The organism is Pseudomonas sp. FSL R10-0399 (assembly GCF_009600165.1).
GTDB classification, from domain to species: domain Bacteria; phylum Pseudomonadota; class Gammaproteobacteria; order Pseudomonadales; family Pseudomonadaceae; genus Aquipseudomonas; species Aquipseudomonas helleri.
In genome coordinates this window covers 47636-64827 of sequence record NZ_WIWK01000020.1, presented here as the reverse complement: position 1 = coordinate 64827, position 17192 = coordinate 47636, and the positions used below count along the sequence as shown (strand labels likewise).

Below are 17192 nucleotides of genomic sequence, written 5' to 3'. Positions count from 1 at the left end.
CGCAAGCGCTTGGGCTGGAAGACGCCGTACGAAGTGCATACAGGGGTGAGCGTTGCACTTATGTGTTGAATTCAGGCTCATCCACTCACGCGCAGATCGCGCTCAGCCAAAAAAATAATTTCTGTGACCTTAAGGTTTTCTTGCTGGGGCGAGTGATGAATGCTGTAACAGGCCCCACCTACAACCTTGTAGATGTACCCCTCTTCCGCTCCTGAAGCATCTTCAGCAATGCTCACTTCCTGGAGCGGTTCCATCACCCAGTCGCTCCCTCCCCTCATGTGACCAGGGGACATCAGGTGAGCCTGCGCGAACCATGAGCGGTCATCAAGCTCCGAAAGCATTTGTTTCAGGATCGGTACCGTAGGGATCATCAGCATGCTGCCCACGATGTCGTCACCGTAATCGCGCACAAGCTCCACGTAAAACCATGGGTGGTGCAGTTCCAGCTCAATAAATTTCCAGTGACGGCTGGCAGGCTCGCCGAAAATGCCCGCTGGGCTGAGTTCGGCATGTCTATAGGTCTTGAACATCGAAAAACCCTCAAAATATTAACAATAGTTAATGGATGTATGACGTTCAAGACGGCTTCATCATTCCTTTTGTAGGAATGAAAAAATGGAGCTGAAACAGGCATTTGGTAAGGCAATGAGGCTGCTGAGAAAATCCCGTAGCCTCAGCCAAGAAGATTTCGGCGGCCACAGTAGCCAAACCTACCTTAGTCAACTGGAAGCCGGAGGAAAGGGCCCTACCCTCGAAATGGTGCATGGGCTCGCCTCTGCCATGAATGTCCATCCTTTGACGATCTTGACCCAGTGCTACCTTTTTATGGACAAGGATGCCACCCTGGACTCAATCATTGAGCGAGTTCGTGAGGAGCTAAGCGTGACACCATTGGCCCCATGAGGATGGGCGCTTGCCCCTTCAGCATGAACTGAGATGTCCGATAGGATGCAACCAAGGGCTGCGCTGTCTGACCCAGCGGCTGAGTTGATCCTTGGCGCAACCTACGAGGCAGAGGAGCGGCAATGAAGGGCCGACGGAAGGTAAAGACTGACAAGTGGCGTCTAAAGGCAGAAAATGAAGGCGGCGCCCGGGAGCTTTTGCGAGGGCGGGAACAGACGCAAGGAAGGTTCCTCGACATAGCGGCACAAGTCGGCAAAGGAATGGAACCCGTTGGCCGACTTGCCGGTTGAGAGATAGGATTTCACCTTTGAGGTGTGCAAATGAACGATCCTCAGATACTAGCGCTGTGCCCAAGTTCACCACAGGGGTGTTGGAGCATCGACCACCGATGCTTCAAGGGAAGGTGCGAACAAACCTTGCATCTGGCAACGCTAGTGCTTGGCGGTCGTGTGCTTGCCGTTCAATGGCTGTACAAGCCAGCGATCGGGCTAAGGCATCAGTCCCCTTGCAGCATCTTGGTAACTCGATCGGGCTACCAACAAGTGGTGACACTTCTAGGACGAATTGAATACGGTGTCTACGCTTAACTCCGCTGGGTTCCATGCCAGAGTAACTGCCCACAACTCGTCTGACATAGGATCAGCTGTGTCCATCGCAGAGTCTATCTCGAACCGTATCAAGCGTATGCGTAAGGGGAGGCCCTTTGTTAGGAACGTATTCGAGAGAACGGGCTCACGCACTGCGGTAAACAAAGCTCTGTCTCGGATGGTGCTCAGTGGTTCTCTGGAGCGTGTTGCCCGCGGTGTTTACATGCGTCCCATGCGCAGCCGATACACGGGCAAAATGATTCGAGCCAACCCGATTTCTGTGTTAGAAGCCGTTGCCAGGGCAAGAGGCGAGACTATTCAGATCCATGGTGCAGAAGCTCTTCGCCGACTGGGGCTAAGTGTTCAAATGCAGGTTTTGCCCACTTTCTACACCAGCGGAAGGACACGTGAGATCAAGATTGGTAACGCGGTTGTTCGGCTGCGCCATGCGTCTCGCCGACGACTCCAACAAGCGGGAACGAAAATAGGGATGGCACTGACCGCCCTTTTCTATCTCGGAGAAAATGGCGTAACTGAGCAGATCGCGATCAAGATCGCCAATTCGCTCGATAACGAGGAATTCAATAAGCTTATGACGTGCAAAATGCCTAAGTGGATGCGCTCAGCACTGGCCAATTGCAATTGGAATGCGCGCGAATAAACCCGCGAACAGGCAGACCGCAGATAGTAAGCTACGCCGGCTCCCGCAGAAGCATCACCATTTTCCAGGCCTGCGCAGTATTGTGGAGCCGCTTTTGCCGGCAATGAGCCACGCACATGCCCCTTAATTCAGATGCCGGCCAAGGGTTGAAAGAGGCTCCATGGCTAGTTAGTGAAGCTCCAGGCTTCGATACCGCCAGCTTCTCACCAGTCTTCCGAACCGTCTTGAACGTTAGCTCATCCGTAAGCGTCCGGCGAACTCACCTTCCGAACTCCAGCATTAAGGGCGATGGTGTCCGCGTATTTTTAAGCGGACGCGATCACCCTTATCGCCAGGATTTCTATGCGCCAACGAAGCTCTTACCCCAAGCTGTTCAAGGCCCAAGTCGTTCAGGAATGTCTGCAATCTGGCGCAACCGTGTCCAGCGTTGCCATCAGCCACGGCATCAACGCCAACGTCATCCGCAAATGGATGCCGCTCTATCGACATCAGCCCGCAGCGACTTCACTGCCGGCATTCGTCCGCTAAAAGTCGCACCTAAACGGTCAGCCGAAGCGTCAGTGATCATTGAGTTACCCATGGCCGGGCAAGAGACCAGACGCGTCCGGGGCCTCCCGAGGGTGATCGGACATTTCAAATCAGCAATAATGGCCTACCGCTACCAAGGAATGTGTAGACCATGGCACGAAAAACTCCCTCTGTTGTACCTCCACAGCCGAAGATGAAACTGACATCGCAAGAGATCGACCGTGGCCTTGCTCGGCTATCTGAACGAATTGCAGAGCTCCACGCTTTTGACCTCAACACCGTCCGGAATGGAAACACACCTGAGCTTAAGGCTATGCAGGTTGCCATAAAGGACAGTCTGACCAGATGCTTCGGGGAAGATACCAGTGCCTATCGGACCTACGCAGCCGCCGCAGACCTCACGTACTATCCGATGATCGTCAGTACCGGACAGCAGATTGACTACTGCACCCCAATTCAACGCAGGGTACAAAACTCTATTGCTCTGCTTGAGCAAGCACAGAAAAGTTTGAAGGAGGATTTGGCGGATCTCTCAGCCTCGGGGGAGATCCAGGTCACATCATCCCCTGAAGATAGAGTCGTCCACTCAGGTCGAGTGTTCGTTGTCCATGGCCATGACGAGGGAGCACGAGAGTCGGTGGCTCGATTCCTTGAAAAGCTTGGTCTAGAGCCAATCATTCTGCATGAGCAGGCAAACCGTGGCGGGACGGTGATCGAGAAGATAGAAAGACACCGAGGCGTAGGATTTGCCGTTGTACTGCTCACGCCTGACGACCAGGGCTGTGTAAAGGGTGGGGAATTGGAGCCGCGTGCAAGGCAAAACGTCCTGTTGGAGCTAGGTTATTTCCTCGGCTGCCTGGGTCGGGAAAGAGTCTGCGCACTGAAGCGCGGTCAGGTTGAGATTCCAAGCGACTTTGCAGGCGTAGTGTGGACGCCGATGAACGACGACAGTTGGAAGCAAGCCTTGAGTCGTGAACTCCAAGACGCCGGTTATGAGATTGATTGGAATAAGGTGATGCGCGGCTAGCCCCGCTTGTCATGGTTACGTTGATAACGCTGGTAGACACAGACCAGAAAACGTAACCTGTGACAGCTTGCTCCGAGACCTCGTTGGCGCTGAGCCTCCCCTCGGAGACATCTGATAGCCCGCCCATTACGGCGGGCTTTTTATTTCCGTAATTCGCTGATTAGTGAATATTCACCAGTATCCCGGCACCACCAGGGCCATGGTGCAGTCGGGATACACCTGCCCAAAGCAAAAAGGACTCGATTGATCACATGTCAGGATAATTGGCTTCCTCTCTCGACTGGGTCTCATGCCATTCCGCCCAATGCTTACGTACTGCTTTAAACTGCTCGGGACAGACGGTGCGGGGCCTGTATTCCTCAATATCTCGCGTATCTGTCGCAAATACGTAGTGATGGGCCCCGGTCAAAATCATCGTCCTGAAAAATGCTGCCTGAGCGAGACTCGACGTGGTGCCGCGCCGAGGGGGCGGTGAGCCAACACACGTGAACAGGAGGTGCTTGGGACTGAGTGGCATGAACAGCATTGTGCCTGGTACATCCCAACCGCCCTCAAGACTGAGTGCTCCATTCGCCCCAATTCCGACCCTCATGAACGGATTATCGGACGTTGGCCAGGTGACTCCAGGTGGAGCGTGTAGGATGGTCCAACGATGATTTGGCAATCGATTGATAGTGCTCTTGAGCACGTGTTCGATCTGCCAGAGCCAAAATTTCCGCCCAACCAGGATCTCGGCTTGGATGCCTTCTTCGCCATGCTCATTCTTCACACGTTGAATCTTCAGCGGCAGCTTACTGTAAGGGTCTAGAACCGGAGGGGGTTCAGGTTGAACTCCAGCGGCTGAAGCTGCCTCGATTTGGCCCACTGACCACTCCATAGTCTCAGACAGGAAAGCCTCAAGCGTTTCAGCGTGCCGTTTGATAAAGCTCTGCATCTGGGCAGGAGTGCGGACAGATTGCGCAACAGCAAAGCGGAACAAGTTGTTCCAATCCTCGCGGGTCAACTGCGACTCGCTAACTACCTTATCGATGGATGCGAGTCCTGGACCTTCGAAATCACGTTCAAGCCAGCGCTCGACTTCGTCGCTCTCCTCAGAGCCAGAGAGACGAGTATAAAGATGCCGAAGCACGGCCACGCTTTTGGTTGAAAGCGGCTTCCAAATCGCGCTTTTTTCATGCGGCACTAGCAGACGGTAGGCGAGGACTTTGCCCTGGATCATCCAGTGCCTCAGGTACGCCTGAGGTACGTAGTGGTTGTCCTTTTTAAAGCTTTCCATTTCTGCTACATCCTCCAATGCCTTGCCACCTGGCAACCGGGCTCGCCTGCGCGGCTCGCCGGCGAACCCTATCTCGAACCATCCTGGACGAAGTCCAACGTCGCCTCTACATCTTGCTTATTGGCAGGCAGCTTCGCGCGCGACGCATTAGCTTTCTCAGGTGCCGCTTGGTGATCATCAGGTGATGGCCAACGAGTACCGCCCCCCTCAAACATCCTGATCCTTGCAGATAGGCCAAGGGATAACCTTACTTGCGCCAGAACTGCCACCACTTACGGCGCATATCTTGAATTGGCTTCATCGACGCGTACCAATCTTTGTATTTCTCTCTGACCCGAACCTGCCGAGCCTCTACATCTGGTCTCAACAGCAATTTCCTGACAACCACCGGCTCTTTCGAGAACGTCTTTAGGCTCTTTCTTAATGCAGAGGCGTGCTCATACAACTCCACGCACAGCACTTCACTGAAAAACAGCATTTCGTCACTTGTCTCGGCGAGGTTCATGACGATGTCGTGGTAATCTCTGTGGGCCACCCCGCCCACAGGTATGCCGTAGTACATTTCAGTAAAACCGAAACCGTCGGGATACTGGTTGCTCCTGAATTTTTCGAGAAGCTCGTTGCGGCTCTCGATGGCATTAACTGCATGCTCTACCGCTTGAGACAACGACATTATCGCTCGCAGCGCACTCACTGGCGCTGTCACGTCTTCAAAGATAATCTTCCTCAGCTCAACGATTGGAGGAGTCGATGCTGAAATGCCACGAAGTTCCTGTGGTGTAATGACTGGTGTGCCAAGGTTGTGCAACCGCATGGATTCTAGGTAGTTTTCACGCATAGGGTGTGCGACTTCGTAAACCCCTACCGCATAATCCAGCATGAAAGTAGAAATCGTTATGCCAGCGTTACAGGCCCGGATTTCCTTTATGAGCTCTTCATGCTGCTTGCTGTTCTTCGCGATCTTCTGAGCTGCCGATGCACCACGGCGAGCGCCGATCAACGCGGTGATGAGGGCTGCGGTGGCCGTCAAGATGAAGGGAAACCATTGGAACTTGTCTAGAAAATCCAGGTTCGGCAACCACGACGCTGAAGCCGTAAACACACCGTTGACAGGTCCCCACAACGTCATTGCAATCCCTCTCACTAAACACCGCGATACTTCGTGGCAAAGCGGGCGATGATAGCGGCGCCTTGGTTCAGGGACAATCAGACACCTCATACCGACGTGCCCACTCCCTGAGCAGATGCAGCAGCACAGCCATGAAGGTGTATTGGCGGTCAAGGCTCGCCTGGAAGCCGGCGTGCGCTACCTAGCCGGCAGCCTGGGCCCGGAAGGCACTCGCGTCAGCGCCATTTCGGCAGGTCCGACCCGCACACTGGCCGCTTCAGGCATCAAGAGCTTAGGAAGTCAGCAACGCGATGGGTAGCCTGAGCGACGTGATCCTCTCTGTACCAGGACGCAGATACAAAATGCCCACGTCAAGAACCTGTATTGGCCCAACTATACCCTCGGGGTGACTGCGTCATAGACTAATGAATTCGTGTACTCAAAGAGAAAATTCCGCCTTGAATAGCGGATTGAGCTCAGGGGTGGGCCATCTCGCTCTGCCACTCTTTGAGTATTTCGGCAGTTCGGGTCTCAAGATCCGCCATCGACACACCGTGTCCAAGGACGAATTTTTCCGAGAGTGCCAAAATTTCCCTCAACAACTGTGCAGACTCCTCCACGATAGATTCCAGCTTTCTGTGAAGCCCAACATAGGCAGCTTCCTCATTCAAAGCTTTCTTGCTATCCGCGTTGGAGCTATGCACCAGCCAGTTGCGGTCTTTTAGTAGGGCCTGGAAGCGCACCAGTACGTCTTTCGGAAGATGTTCACTTCTGGATAGGCGCGAAATGCTGCCTCCGAAGGTCTTCTTCTGAGCCTCTGTTACAAGAATGTTGCCTTCCTCCTCCCCCATCTGCGGTACGGCTTGCTCGACCAATACGAAAAATTGGGCGGTTGATCCCTCAAGCATCTGTAGCTGCCACAAGGTGAAGCCGATTGCTTGGCAGATTTCACCAAATCTTTCAGCTCTATCCAGACTGTTTGTTGCGTTCATTTTTTCTACCGAGCAGGGAAAATTAAAGGTTCGCTAAAGTGGAGATGGCCAATGCACTGGCTGATGGAGGACTAACCGGTAGCGCGGTTGAGGGCTGTGAGGTAGTTGCGTTCAACCTAGCCTTGGCTTTTTCGGCCTTCCGCTGCTCACGTTTGCGGGCTTCTTCAAACTCCTGCATTGGATGAGTCACGAAGTGCTGGCGATAGGCTTTGATCAGCCCCTGATCATTGCTACTCATGGCTTGAGCAAGGACGTATTCGGAATCACGTAGCTGGATATCCAATTTGGGATTCTTCGCGCGCGCTGCGTTCACCATCGCAGTCGCATTTTCGGAAAGCTTGCCGCTCGTCCACAGCTCGAACCTTTGGCAGATGCCAGACCATTCGGAGTGCGTTTTGACAAACCCCCTGATCACAGGAATGCGCTTGAGCAGCCATTTCTCCACTTCGGCATCATCTAAGGTGCTGATCGGGTGTATTCCCTTGCACTCGATGAACACGACTTCATGATTCGGACGGTGTACCAGCACGTCGATTTCCGCTTCCGCACCGATGCTATCTTTGACAATCCGGTTCATCTCCTGGGGATATCCCAAAAACGTAGACCGCGCGATCTGGGCAACCGCGAATTCAAAAAGGCTGCCGCGCAGCGTGGAAGCCGCGCCTTCGATCCGGGATAAATCGTTGAAAATTTTATCCAGCGCTTCCGGGTTTTGAGTGAGCTTTGCGGTGTCGGTCAATACAGTACAAAGGTTCTTCAAAGCTACTGCCACATCCCGGCCAAACAGGCTCTCGGTTGTCGCCGGAATGATGCCCTGCTCCTTGAGAAGAGCAAAAGCTTCAGTTTGGTAGCTTTCAGCGACAAAAATCTGAAGGCATTTGCCCACCTTCTTGAGACTGCGAAGCGTCACGCATTTGTTGACGAACCCTGCTAGGTGGGCGGCATTTACCCACCCGTTTAGCGCCAGGTCGCAAACGAAGAAGCCTGGTTTGAGAGCTGTGCTGACGTATTCTCGCATCGGAAATAAGTAGGAAGGGCCGGCCAAGTCCCAATTGAACGTTCCGACCTTGGGTAACGCCTCTAACCCCTCATCCTCGCGTGTTTCAACAGAGTCGTAGCTCACCATACCCAGGTTGCGGGCCCAATCCTTTACGGCCAAGAGGGTTACCTTCTCTGCAATGAGCCGGCCTTTCATCTTTGCCCACATGGAGGTCATTTCGAGCATCTGGTGGTGATCGCATCGCACCACACAGGATTCGCCACCTGGGAGTGCCACCTCCTTTACAAGCGTGGCTTTCACCAGACGCTCCAGCAGGGTTTCTGCTGAGATGTGTTTCTTCTGAGCTACTGGCGCACCGCAGGCGATAAGAAAATGCCGGCGAGGCATCACGTTGCCGCGAAGCGCGAGAGCTTGTAATGCCGCGAAATAGGAGCTGCGCGTTTTCTTCAGGGCCTCCATCAAATTGTCGAAGAACAAAGGAGAACCATAGTCATCTTGGAGATAGCAGAAGCGCGCCCGATGGGGAAAGATGATGTGATTGAGACGGGTCATGCCAGCGCACCCGCGCTCGACACGCTTTCTGGCCGCTTCAGGGGTCAGTCCAGATTTGGTTTCTAGGAGCTTGGATAAATCACTGCTCAGCAGGGGCCCGGTTTGCTTCAGCAGCTCGATGAGCGCATTGTCAGCCATGATCGTTCTCAAAGGGTGTCACACAGCGCTATTTATACTCCTTGTAAACAAGGGTCAACGCTTCGTTGCGGCGCCTGTTTATGAACCCAGTAAAATCGGGCCTTTCAGAGCGATTCGCTCCGTTTTTCGATGAAAATGTCACAATGCCCACTTTTTTACCCCGCCCCCAACGCATTTACATTTAGCTATGGTCAGCATGGCCTGGAGGGCACCAGATGACATCGCCCGCGCGGATCTCGAGGATGGGACCACTTTCGCATTGAGTCCAACCGCCATGCGGACATCTGATGAAATCCTAACTGCTGTCATGCCCCTGGCAATTTGATCACCGAAGCGGACGCCGGCATCAAACCCTTCGACAGCGACCTCACCTACTCCCGGATCAATCGACAGTTCAATCTTCACATCCGGGTACTTGGGCTGGAGCTCCGAGAGTTTCGGCCAAAGGATCGTCGTGATTGCGAACTCGGAAGCGTTGATGCGCACCGTCCCGGCAGGCTTATGCCGAAGCTCCTTGAACGAGACCAAGTCTTCCCGGATGGCCTCAAAGCGTGGGGCAACCCTTGCAATCAAACGCTCTCCGGCTTCTGTTGGCGACACACTGCGGGTTGTGCGGGTGAGCAGTCGCAGGCCCAGGCGCGATTCCAACGCTCTGAGGGTATGGCTGAGCGCAGATTGGGAAACGCCCAGCTTGGCGGCTGCACGGGTAAAGCTCCTCTCCTGTGCGATCGCAAGGAAAGCCTGGATCTCGCGCAAGTTGTCACTAGGCATGCAGATACTCCGACATTAAGGCGTGTGACGACCCGGGGCGGCCCCATCACGACAGCTTCAGATCTGATATTCATGGCCGCCACTCAGGATAACTACCTGAGAGCGCTGGATACTCGAACCGGTCGAGAACTCTGGAAGGCCGCTTACCAGTAGGCGCAGAAACCGTCCCGATGACCTACGTTTCGCCATCAAGTGGTCGGCAGTTCGTCGTCATCAGTGCCGGAGGCAACTCATCGACGACTCAAAAAGGCGATTACGTCGTAGCCTATGCCCTTCCCAAATGATGACCGATCACTTTCTGCGAGAACGTGCGGCCTGGTCCGCACGTTCATGAAGGTGGCTATAGGTTAGCCCCCGACAAGTCGTAGACAGCGAATTACACGATGAGCCAGTTTGCCTGCCCACTCTCAATGAATAGAAGGTGGGCTAGGTTTGGACTGAAGGATGGACATGGACGATAGACAGACCACACGCCAGGATCTTGAAGGGCTTTATTCGCTTTTCTGCGAGGTCTGCGCTGAACGGGGCGCGCTGTGGATACAAGCATCATCCTCCGTCGTTAAAGAAATCATCTTTCGTTACCAAGCCGAAATCGTCGGCCGGCATACCACCGCTCTCGTCGAAAAGCCCTTGTGTACGCCTCTCTTGTTTAAGGCCGGCAACAGCTTGAAAAAAGCAGCTCTCACACAAGTGTATCTCCCACCGCTCACCGTCATGCTTTGATCCATAGCCCCAATGAGCCTGCAACGTTGCGAATTGAAGGCCTCCGCCATCTACCCTTGTGGGGAGTCGGCAGACATCGCAAACGACATCAGTGACGCCTTCTATTTCGACCTTGCCGATAACTTTCATCCGGATCTCCTTACGTCAGCGAGCGTATGAGAGCAGATCAGCCCCGAGTGATCGTATCGCCTGAAGGGCCGCCGCTATTGGTAAATACCTAAGCGAGCGCGCTCCAGGTAGTCCACCACAATCTTGAAACCCACAAATAAAGATATTGAGTAATTCACCCCTTTACAGAGGCGGCTTAGCAACCGCACACCGGACATTTATCGGCGCTCGACGGAAGAGATTTTGTTTTGACAGCAACTGGAGCCAACTTAGCTACATCAAAGGACTCTTCAACCAGCACTTCAAATATCATTAAGTACTGCGCTCGCATCGACTCATACCTTCTAGTAGCCAATTCCAACTCCAAACCCATTTTATCCACCAACTTTTGCAGACTTGAAACCCTCGCATCTTTATCCAAAACCCTTCGATTCAAATTATGTACAGAAAGCAATTCATCAATAAACTCTTGATGGGCTCTGATTGTCTGGCGCGAGACACCTGCACGCGCAGCAAAGGCCTTTTGGCTATATCGAAATTTAGCACCTTCAGATAATTTTAAATTAATATCATCCAACAAACATTGCTCTAGGAATTTCTGTAACTTCTGACCTCTGAGCTGCATACAATATGCACTCCTACGTCTTAGTTTTTGAGAGTATCTGATTAAGAATTCTATCTGCAGACTTTGCGACATTCTGAAAGTGAGTAAATTGTGGACTAGATTCTCCACCTGCAGATTTTATGTATTCCTGAAGTGTTTCCGCGTTATCCCTTACCCACTTTAATTCCACATATTGAGCCTTGTCAGTCGAATCGATAATCAAGTGATCGCATGGCTCCCCTGACGGGCCCTCTACAAAGCAAGAAAGGCTATGAGGGCAAGGTTTGAGTGCAAGATTATGAAGACATCCCCCATGCGGCATTGGATTTACAATACGCACCGCAGCCAGTAAGTAGGCTTCTGCGGTTTGGCGGTTAGCCAGGGAAATTTCGTTAAACGTATCTTGAACTACCCCGATAGCCTTATTGCCTCTAATACTCGCAATTAGCTCATGGACTACTGCTGACCGTTCCAACGCTGGTGTTTGGTCATAGACTGCGCCTTGCTTCTGATCCTTTCTTCCCAAGATGGTATTGACCTGGAGTTCCGACAGACCGCCTTGTTTATAAGTTGTATCTAACCAGTGCCGCAAATCGTGCCAAGTAAACTTGACAATCTCACCAGTTTTAGGATCGACTACATTATTTTCAATGAATAGCGAATTTCCGCTCTTACTACAATCGAACAACCAGACTAAAAACATGCCGCTTGAGACAGTCGTATATTGATTTGAACGCGCACGCATGTGAGAGCTTAAAAAGTATCTTGGGATGATGAAGAGAGCATCCTCTGGCTCTAACAAGATACTATTAGCTGTCCGCACAACAGGCTGCAACTTTCTTTCATATTTTTTTTCGAATAGCGGATCTTCTTTAAATACAGGACGAGCACCTTCTATCTGGCGTATAACGGCTTCATCAAGAACCTCCATTACAGGCATGCGTATATGATCGTAATCATTGAGTGCGGTTTCATAATGAGCCTCCATATTTTTCACTGTCGGAACATGTGGATGAAACGCGATGCGCTCTTTCCAATTGGAGACCTTCGAATCAAGAACATGAAAAACTCCAAAAGGCTGTTCATAAAGATACTGATTTTTTTTCATTCCTTCCTGACAAGCGATTAGCTTTCTAACCACTCGAAAGCTCGTGCCTAAATATTTTGCAGTTTCAGCGGCAGACCCTAGCCTAGCTGTCAAACCAATAGCATCAACAAACTGATCACTTGTCCGGAAATAGACTCCATTGGGAGTAAACAAACTCATCTTATCCATCCACTCTGAAGCAAACTTTGCAGCAAAATAGCGCAAGGCTTTTTCTGATTTTCTAATCAGCTGCCAATCTAATCCGGGTTGGATTTTTAAATTAAGCGCTATGCTTCTACCATCAGCCGTGTTCTGTTTAATGTATTCAACGGCACTTCGAACTGCTGGGTACATATCTTGCGGAAAAGGCCGATATGTTATAAGTCCTCCTTTTTCAGGAAACAATCTAACAACCCATTTTCCAGCTTGATCAACTAAACAATCCACAGGAAGACAAGCTAGCTCCTTAATTCTCATGCCAGTGGCGGCAGCTAGCACAATGGCGTTCAAAAAAAACTTATCACGCATACTGACATGTGGCGCTTGGGCGAGACTGAACAATCTTGCTATAACCTCCAGAGACATTAGCTTTGCGGCTCTTCCCTCTTCCGTTCCGTGTCGACCGTGCTTAATACCCACTCTAAGCTTCGGAGCGTCATAACTGATCGATAGACCTAATTTATTGCGCAACCAGATCGCGAATGACTGAAGAAGTGTCAATGAAGGCACTTTTCCTTGATGCCCTCGCCTGATGTATGAAAGCTGAATGGCATCGAAATCTGAGGTATTAATTTTTTCGAAATCTTTCGTACCGATCTGTCCATCAAGCTCAAGTAATGCTCGGTGTATTGAATATATTGTCGCCGCGCATATTCGTCTGTTAACTCGCTTTTCCGCAATGTATATTTTTGCAACAGCCTTGGCTCCCTTATTTGTAAACTTATCAAACCGAAGAGGCATCTTTTTACGGTTACCAGGTCTATTTTCCCACGGTAGAATCTCCCAAACATCAGAAAAAAAGTCGACATGTGCATCCAAACGCGCAATAGAAATTTCAGCGGTGGCAAGCAGAGCATCAGGAACACCACTAACCAACAACTTATCCTGTATACTCATTTTTTTCAGCCCCCCTTTTTAATCCTTTCCACGACATCCAAAACTGAGCGATACACCTGCTCAAGATCTTTGAGCACTTTACTTCTCTCATTTCGCCCTTCCGAAACTCTCCATCGGTCTAGCTCGCCTTCGAGATAAGATAATGATCGCGTATGATCTGCCTCCCTCCAAGCCAAGAAATAACGACACCCGTTGTAACACTGAAAAAAAGGGTGCTTACTGCAATTAGTTTTCTTCGAACACCCACCAACTACTGCGGGCTGTTCCGAAGACGGAATTAGAATCGGAGCACCTTTTCCTTCGGAGCTAATAGCACCTTGAAAAAAGAAGTCATTGAGACTTGAGAATAACCCTCCCAGCCTTCTTCCTACTTGATCAATTAAAGGACATAACTCTGAGGCTAAGCTGTCAATGTAAACCTGAACTGCATAAGGCGTACGATGTTCGAGTATATATTGAATTTCGTGAGCAGAAGCACCTAACATAGCCATCTGCGTAGCACCAGTATGCCTAATCCTATAGGGGGTTATTACGAGCGGCTTTAAAGTTCGTGGACTGATGATTTTCCTAGCCTTGAACCATTTATTCAAATTAACTCCAAGCCTACTTCGAAATCCAAATACTGAGGACACCAACAAGTATCCTGTTTCCTTCTGAGCCATACGCACGAAGTCGTGCGCTGAGTACTCGACAATTGCATGTGCCAACTCCCTTGTAATTGGCCACATTTCATCGCTCTGACCTGCCTGATACTTCGCTTTCGGTACCCTTAAGAAATATTGCGAGTCGTTACTAGAGCTGGGCTTCCATAACGCGTCAAACTCAATATCACCGACTTGTGATGGCCGCTTTAAAGTTTCGAATAATATCCATGTATATAATCTCGACGTTGTCTCTGTTATCGTTTCGCCCATTTTCTTATTAATCATTTCTGTTCGCACGACTTCCTGCTCAGCTGCAGTCATTGCTCCTTTGGTTTCGTGCCATTGAAGTACCGCCAGCATAGGTTTAGCGCTTGAGAAAGTAAGAGCTTCTAATTCAATGGCAAAAGACTCATCAGCCCCACAAAAATCATGTATCGCGCAATACATGTAAAATTTCCTAAAGTGAGTCTTTAAATCCTTTCTATATCCAGCTAACAACATGATTAATTGAGGTAAACTAAGCGAAGAGAAATCTAGCCAGCCAGACTTCCAATTCGCTGCCAAATTTCGCATTAGCTTGTCCATACCGATTAAAACGGTCGGCACACAAGTTTCCAGCCGACTTATCGCGAATTGATAAGCGGCTGTCACGATACATTTAGGCAGTTCGAGACCAGTCAGATCCAGCTTGCAGTTCACACGGCGCCATCGACCTTGAATCACAGATTCTTCCACTTTTACAAATACAGGCTGCCTTTTCCCAGATTTAACATAAAGAGTTCCGAGGTCATCCCTGTAGTCTCCAAACTCGTCCATTTCGATGCTCATCCAGAAGCCCCCACTTGGTTAATTCTATTTAACTTTCGTAGAGCGCTATCACGTATTGCTCGACGAGCGTATATGCGAAGAGACTCAGAACTAGCCCACCCCCCCATATAAACGATATGATCCATTTCAGTGGCGTTATCTTTTAAATTAGAGGCGGCTTCGTAAAGGCGGTTAAAGGTGGCATGCCTGAGAACATGCCAATGAAATTTGAATCCAACCTGCGCACTTATAGACGAAGCGATTTTGGTAGCTGCTGAACACGAAAGAGGTCGCGCCGAGCTTTTATTACCATGTTCAATAAAGATAAAATCGTGCCCCAAGAATATTGAAGCCCGCCTCTTACCCCCAACATCCGCGATTTTTACCCTGTGGAAAGATATGTATTGCTCTAACAAAGCAAGCAAACTTTTATCACCAGGATCAAAATAGAGCAACCTAGACAAAGTTTTAACTTTTGGGTGATATGGCGACCTCGGATCTTGATACTCAGCACCGCGCTCATCTATTCTTGTAATTTCTAGTGATGGATGTGCACCGTTCAAGTTTAAATCACTTAACCTCAGCGCCAAGGCTTCGCCAATACGCAAACCAAATGCTCGTATTAACCGATAGATCAGATAGTTTCTAACTGCAGAACTGCCTTCGTCACCGCTGTCTGATAGGGCATTGTGCAGAATCGCTTCAATATTACATAACTGTTCATCCGTGATATTAGGAGCGATGGGATCATTGGTATTCCCTGACATGCACCGAAGCCAGCATAATTCATGCGCCCTAATAAGCTCATGGAAATTATAGTTTACACCCAAACCTCTAGAGCTAATTGGCGCGTAGCTTTCAACAAACCATAGTACAAACCTTTTACAGTTACCCATAATCTCACGAGGATAACCGCAAACTTGTTTACCATCCGTCTTTGACTTAATGTTTTTATCAAGCCAGTTTCCAAATTTTTTTATATCATGGAAATCCACTCCACAACCCTTGAGTAACCGACACTCAAGGTCTGGCAGATTATTTTCCGCCCATGTAAACAAATAAGCTACGTGATGCAAAACAGTATTAATTGTCCCCTTATACCTACGACTACTTTTTGAGTAAGTCGCCTCGTATAAGCTTACACACATAGATGGGGTACTAGTTCCAGCATGCACGAGCATGCACCTGGACAACACACCCACCTTGAACTTATGAACAACAAAAGTAAGACTTACGACCCTAGATATAGAGGACATATTATTTGATAACGCCGTAGGAATAAAACACTGCACCGAGGCGTTCAAAACCATTGAAGAAGCGCATTCTCTGAATATATCGCGCCACCAAGCAAACACTCTTAACATGCCTATAGCAAACGATATACCGTAGAAATATATTAAACCTTTCAATGAGCTGAGAGAAAAACACACCGCGAATCTCGCTAAGACTCGACGAATGTATGCAAACGGACTGGAAATTGAATAGCAGCATGGCCTCGTACTCGACAAGTTAAAAGTCGTGGGTACGGATGCGGGGCCGCGGGCAATCCCGTCGTCTTACCGCTAACCATGCTCCTTATGCGCTGCACTGGCGCAATGTTTACCTTAGCTCACCTCGCCAATCGAGCAAGGCTGCAAAAGGCTAAAACGTTCCGATTAGCGCACCTCAAGTGGACACTACGCGTTCCGCTAAATCATGGATAAAGCCGAAGCTGACCGTCATGACAAAATGCTCGAGCTGGCCGAGCTGCTGGCTGAAGTGTTGCAAAAGGCTGTGCCGTCGCTGAACGAGCAGCAAGTTGAAGAAGCCGGTATCTACATGGCGAAAAACCGCGATGTGTTCGCCAAGGCCTTCAAGAGCCAGCCCGACGCGCTGTCCGAGCTGCTGGTCGAGAGCGAGTAATCAGTCGCGCCCTCGCTTGACTCTCCCCTTTGGGGCAACGTTTACCTTGAAAGGCCTTCTTTCAGGTGAGTGTAGCGATGAGCAAGCGTGTACTGATCATTCTGGGGCATCCCTCGACCGACAGTTTCTGTGGCGCGATAGCAACCTGTTATTTCGAGACAGCAACGCAGGCTGGTCGCGAGGTGCGCATAGTGCAACTGGGGGCTCTGAACTTTGACCCGGTGCTGCACGAAGGTTACAACCAGATCCAGACACTGGAACAAGACCTGCTCGATGCCCAGACAGACATCATGTGGGCCGAGCATCTGGTGTTTGTGTTTCCACTGTGGTGGGGCGGCGTTCCGGCTTTGCTCAAAGGCTTTATCGACCGCACCTTCCTGCCAGGCTTTGCCTTCAAGTACCGCCAGGGCAAAGTCTTCCCTGACAAATTGCTCAAAGGCCGCACCGCCCACCTGCTGGTCGCCATGGACACTGCACCGTGGTATTACAAATGGGTTTACTGGATGCCGGGGCTTCATCAAATGCGCAAGCACACTTTGGCGTTTTGCGGCATAAAACCGCTGACCACCTTGATGTTCGGCCCAGTGTTAACCTCGACCACAACTCAACGGCAAAGGTGGCTGCAACAGGCCATGACGCTTGCCCGTCGCTAATGCTC

At 50.5% G+C, this 17192-nt stretch carries 18 protein-coding genes and 2 pseudogenes; 9 read left to right on the top strand and 11 right to left on the bottom strand.

What is annotated here, in order from left to right:
* Positions 1-77 precede the first annotated feature (77 nt).
* Positions 78-530 carry a hypothetical protein gene (locus GHO41_RS08650; RefSeq protein WP_153433365.1) on the bottom strand — a complete coding sequence of 151 codons (453 nt, stop codon included), beginning with the start codon at positions 528-530 and terminating at the stop codon, positions 78-80.
* Between the two features lie 85 nt (positions 531-615).
* On the opposite strand from GHO41_RS08650, the gene GHO41_RS08645 reads away from it, so the two are divergent.
* From GHO41_RS08645 to GHO41_RS08625, 5 genes are all read left to right on the top strand, one after another.
* Positions 616-903, top strand: a complete 288-nt coding sequence (locus GHO41_RS08645; protein WP_153433364.1) for a helix-turn-helix domain-containing protein — start codon at positions 616-618, stop codon at positions 901-903.
* A 320-nt stretch (positions 904-1223) separates the two neighbouring features.
* Complete coding sequence (locus GHO41_RS30680) at positions 1224-1490, top strand: antitoxin Xre/MbcA/ParS toxin-binding domain-containing protein (RefSeq protein WP_153433363.1); 267 nt, start codon at positions 1224-1226, stop codon at positions 1488-1490.
* A 58-nt stretch (positions 1491-1548) separates the two neighbouring features.
* Positions 1549-2151, top strand: coding sequence for a DUF6088 family protein (locus GHO41_RS08635; RefSeq protein WP_371928873.1), 603 nt, complete (start codon positions 1549-1551; stop codon positions 2149-2151).
* Between the two features lie 342 nt (positions 2152-2493).
* On the top strand, positions 2494-2679 hold the full coding sequence (locus GHO41_RS08630) for a transposase (RefSeq protein ID WP_153433362.1): 186 nt from the start codon (positions 2494-2496) through the stop codon (positions 2677-2679).
* Between the two features lie 151 nt (positions 2680-2830).
* A complete protein-coding gene (locus GHO41_RS08625; protein ID WP_153433361.1) occupies positions 2831-3706 on the top strand; it encodes a TIR domain-containing protein in 876 nt (291 codons plus the stop codon).
* 247 nt (positions 3707-3953) lie between these two features.
* On the opposite strand, the gene GHO41_RS08620 is transcribed toward GHO41_RS08625, so the two are convergent.
* Together GHO41_RS08620 and GHO41_RS08615 are read right to left on the bottom strand one after the other, a co-directional pair.
* Positions 3954-4982: a DUF4238 domain-containing protein gene (locus tag GHO41_RS08620; protein ID WP_153433360.1), complete on the bottom strand. Its 1029-nt coding sequence runs from the start codon at positions 4980-4982 to the stop codon at positions 3954-3956.
* Positions 4983-5229: 247 nt separating this feature from the next.
* On the bottom strand, positions 5230-6111 hold the full coding sequence (locus tag GHO41_RS08615; RefSeq protein ID WP_153433359.1) for a hypothetical protein: 882 nt from the start codon (positions 6109-6111) through the stop codon (positions 5230-5232).
* Positions 6112-6226: 115 nt separating this feature from the next.
* On the opposite strand from GHO41_RS08615, the pseudogene GHO41_RS08610 reads away from it, so the two are divergent.
* Positions 6227-6382: pseudogene (locus GHO41_RS08610) on the top strand (SDR family oxidoreductase); the annotation flags it as partial.
* 184 nt (positions 6383-6566) lie between these two features.
* Here GHO41_RS08610 and GHO41_RS08605 read toward each other — a convergent pair.
* The 3 genes from GHO41_RS08605 to GHO41_RS08595 all read right to left on the bottom strand — a co-directional run bounded on the left by GHO41_RS08605 (position 6567) and on the right by GHO41_RS08595 (position 9543).
* A complete protein-coding gene (locus GHO41_RS08605) occupies positions 6567-7082 on the bottom strand; it encodes a hypothetical protein (RefSeq protein ID WP_153433358.1) in 516 nt (171 codons plus the stop codon).
* Positions 7083-7104: 22 nt separating this feature from the next.
* Positions 7105-8772, bottom strand: coding sequence for a hypothetical protein (locus GHO41_RS08600; protein ID WP_153433357.1), 1668 nt, complete (start codon positions 8770-8772; stop codon positions 7105-7107).
* A gap of 138 nt (positions 8773-8910) precedes the next feature.
* Complete coding sequence (locus tag GHO41_RS08595; RefSeq protein WP_153433356.1) at positions 8911-9543, bottom strand: LysR family transcriptional regulator; 633 nt, start codon at positions 9541-9543, stop codon at positions 8911-8913.
* A 30-nt stretch (positions 9544-9573) separates the two neighbouring features.
* Here GHO41_RS08595 and GHO41_RS30290 point away from each other — a divergent pair.
* Positions 9574-9827: pseudogene (locus GHO41_RS30290) on the top strand (membrane-bound PQQ-dependent dehydrogenase, glucose/quinate/shikimate family); the annotation flags it as partial.
* 262 nt (positions 9828-10089) lie between these two features.
* Here GHO41_RS30290 and GHO41_RS08585 read toward each other — a convergent pair.
* From GHO41_RS08585 to GHO41_RS08565, 5 genes are all read right to left on the bottom strand, one after another.
* Positions 10090-10395 (bottom strand): hypothetical protein, encoded by a 306-nt coding sequence (locus tag GHO41_RS08585; RefSeq protein ID WP_153433355.1) that lies wholly within the window; start codon positions 10393-10395, stop codon positions 10090-10092.
* Between the two features lie 175 nt (positions 10396-10570).
* The gene (locus GHO41_RS08580; RefSeq protein ID WP_153433354.1) at positions 10571-10999 is read right to left on the bottom strand and encodes a hypothetical protein; all 429 of its coding nucleotides are present in this window, start codon (positions 10997-10999) and stop codon (positions 10571-10573) included.
* Between the two features lie 13 nt (positions 11000-11012).
* Positions 11013-13181, bottom strand: a complete 2169-nt coding sequence (locus tag GHO41_RS08575) for a hypothetical protein (protein WP_153433353.1) — start codon at positions 13179-13181, stop codon at positions 11013-11015.
* A gap of 5 nt (positions 13182-13186) precedes the next feature.
* Positions 13187-14653 (bottom strand): site-specific integrase, encoded by a 1467-nt coding sequence (locus tag GHO41_RS08570; protein WP_153433352.1) that lies wholly within the window; start codon positions 14651-14653, stop codon positions 13187-13189.
* Positions 14650-15627 carry a site-specific integrase gene (locus GHO41_RS08565; RefSeq protein ID WP_178126486.1) on the bottom strand — a complete coding sequence of 326 codons (978 nt, stop codon included), beginning with the start codon at positions 15625-15627 and terminating at the stop codon, positions 14650-14652. Before GHO41_RS08565 ends, GHO41_RS08570 begins: the two co-directional genes overlap by 4 nt.
* A 700-nt stretch (positions 15628-16327) precedes the next feature.
* Here GHO41_RS08565 and GHO41_RS08560 point away from each other — a divergent pair.
* Together GHO41_RS08560 and GHO41_RS08555 are read left to right on the top strand one after the other, a co-directional pair.
* A complete protein-coding gene (locus GHO41_RS08560; protein ID WP_153433350.1) occupies positions 16328-16534 on the top strand; it encodes a YebG family protein in 207 nt (68 codons plus the stop codon).
* Positions 16535-16611: 77 nt separating this feature from the next.
* Complete coding sequence (locus GHO41_RS08555; protein WP_153433349.1) at positions 16612-17187, top strand: NAD(P)H-dependent oxidoreductase; 576 nt, start codon at positions 16612-16614, stop codon at positions 17185-17187.
* Positions 17188-17192: the final 5 nt, after the last annotated feature.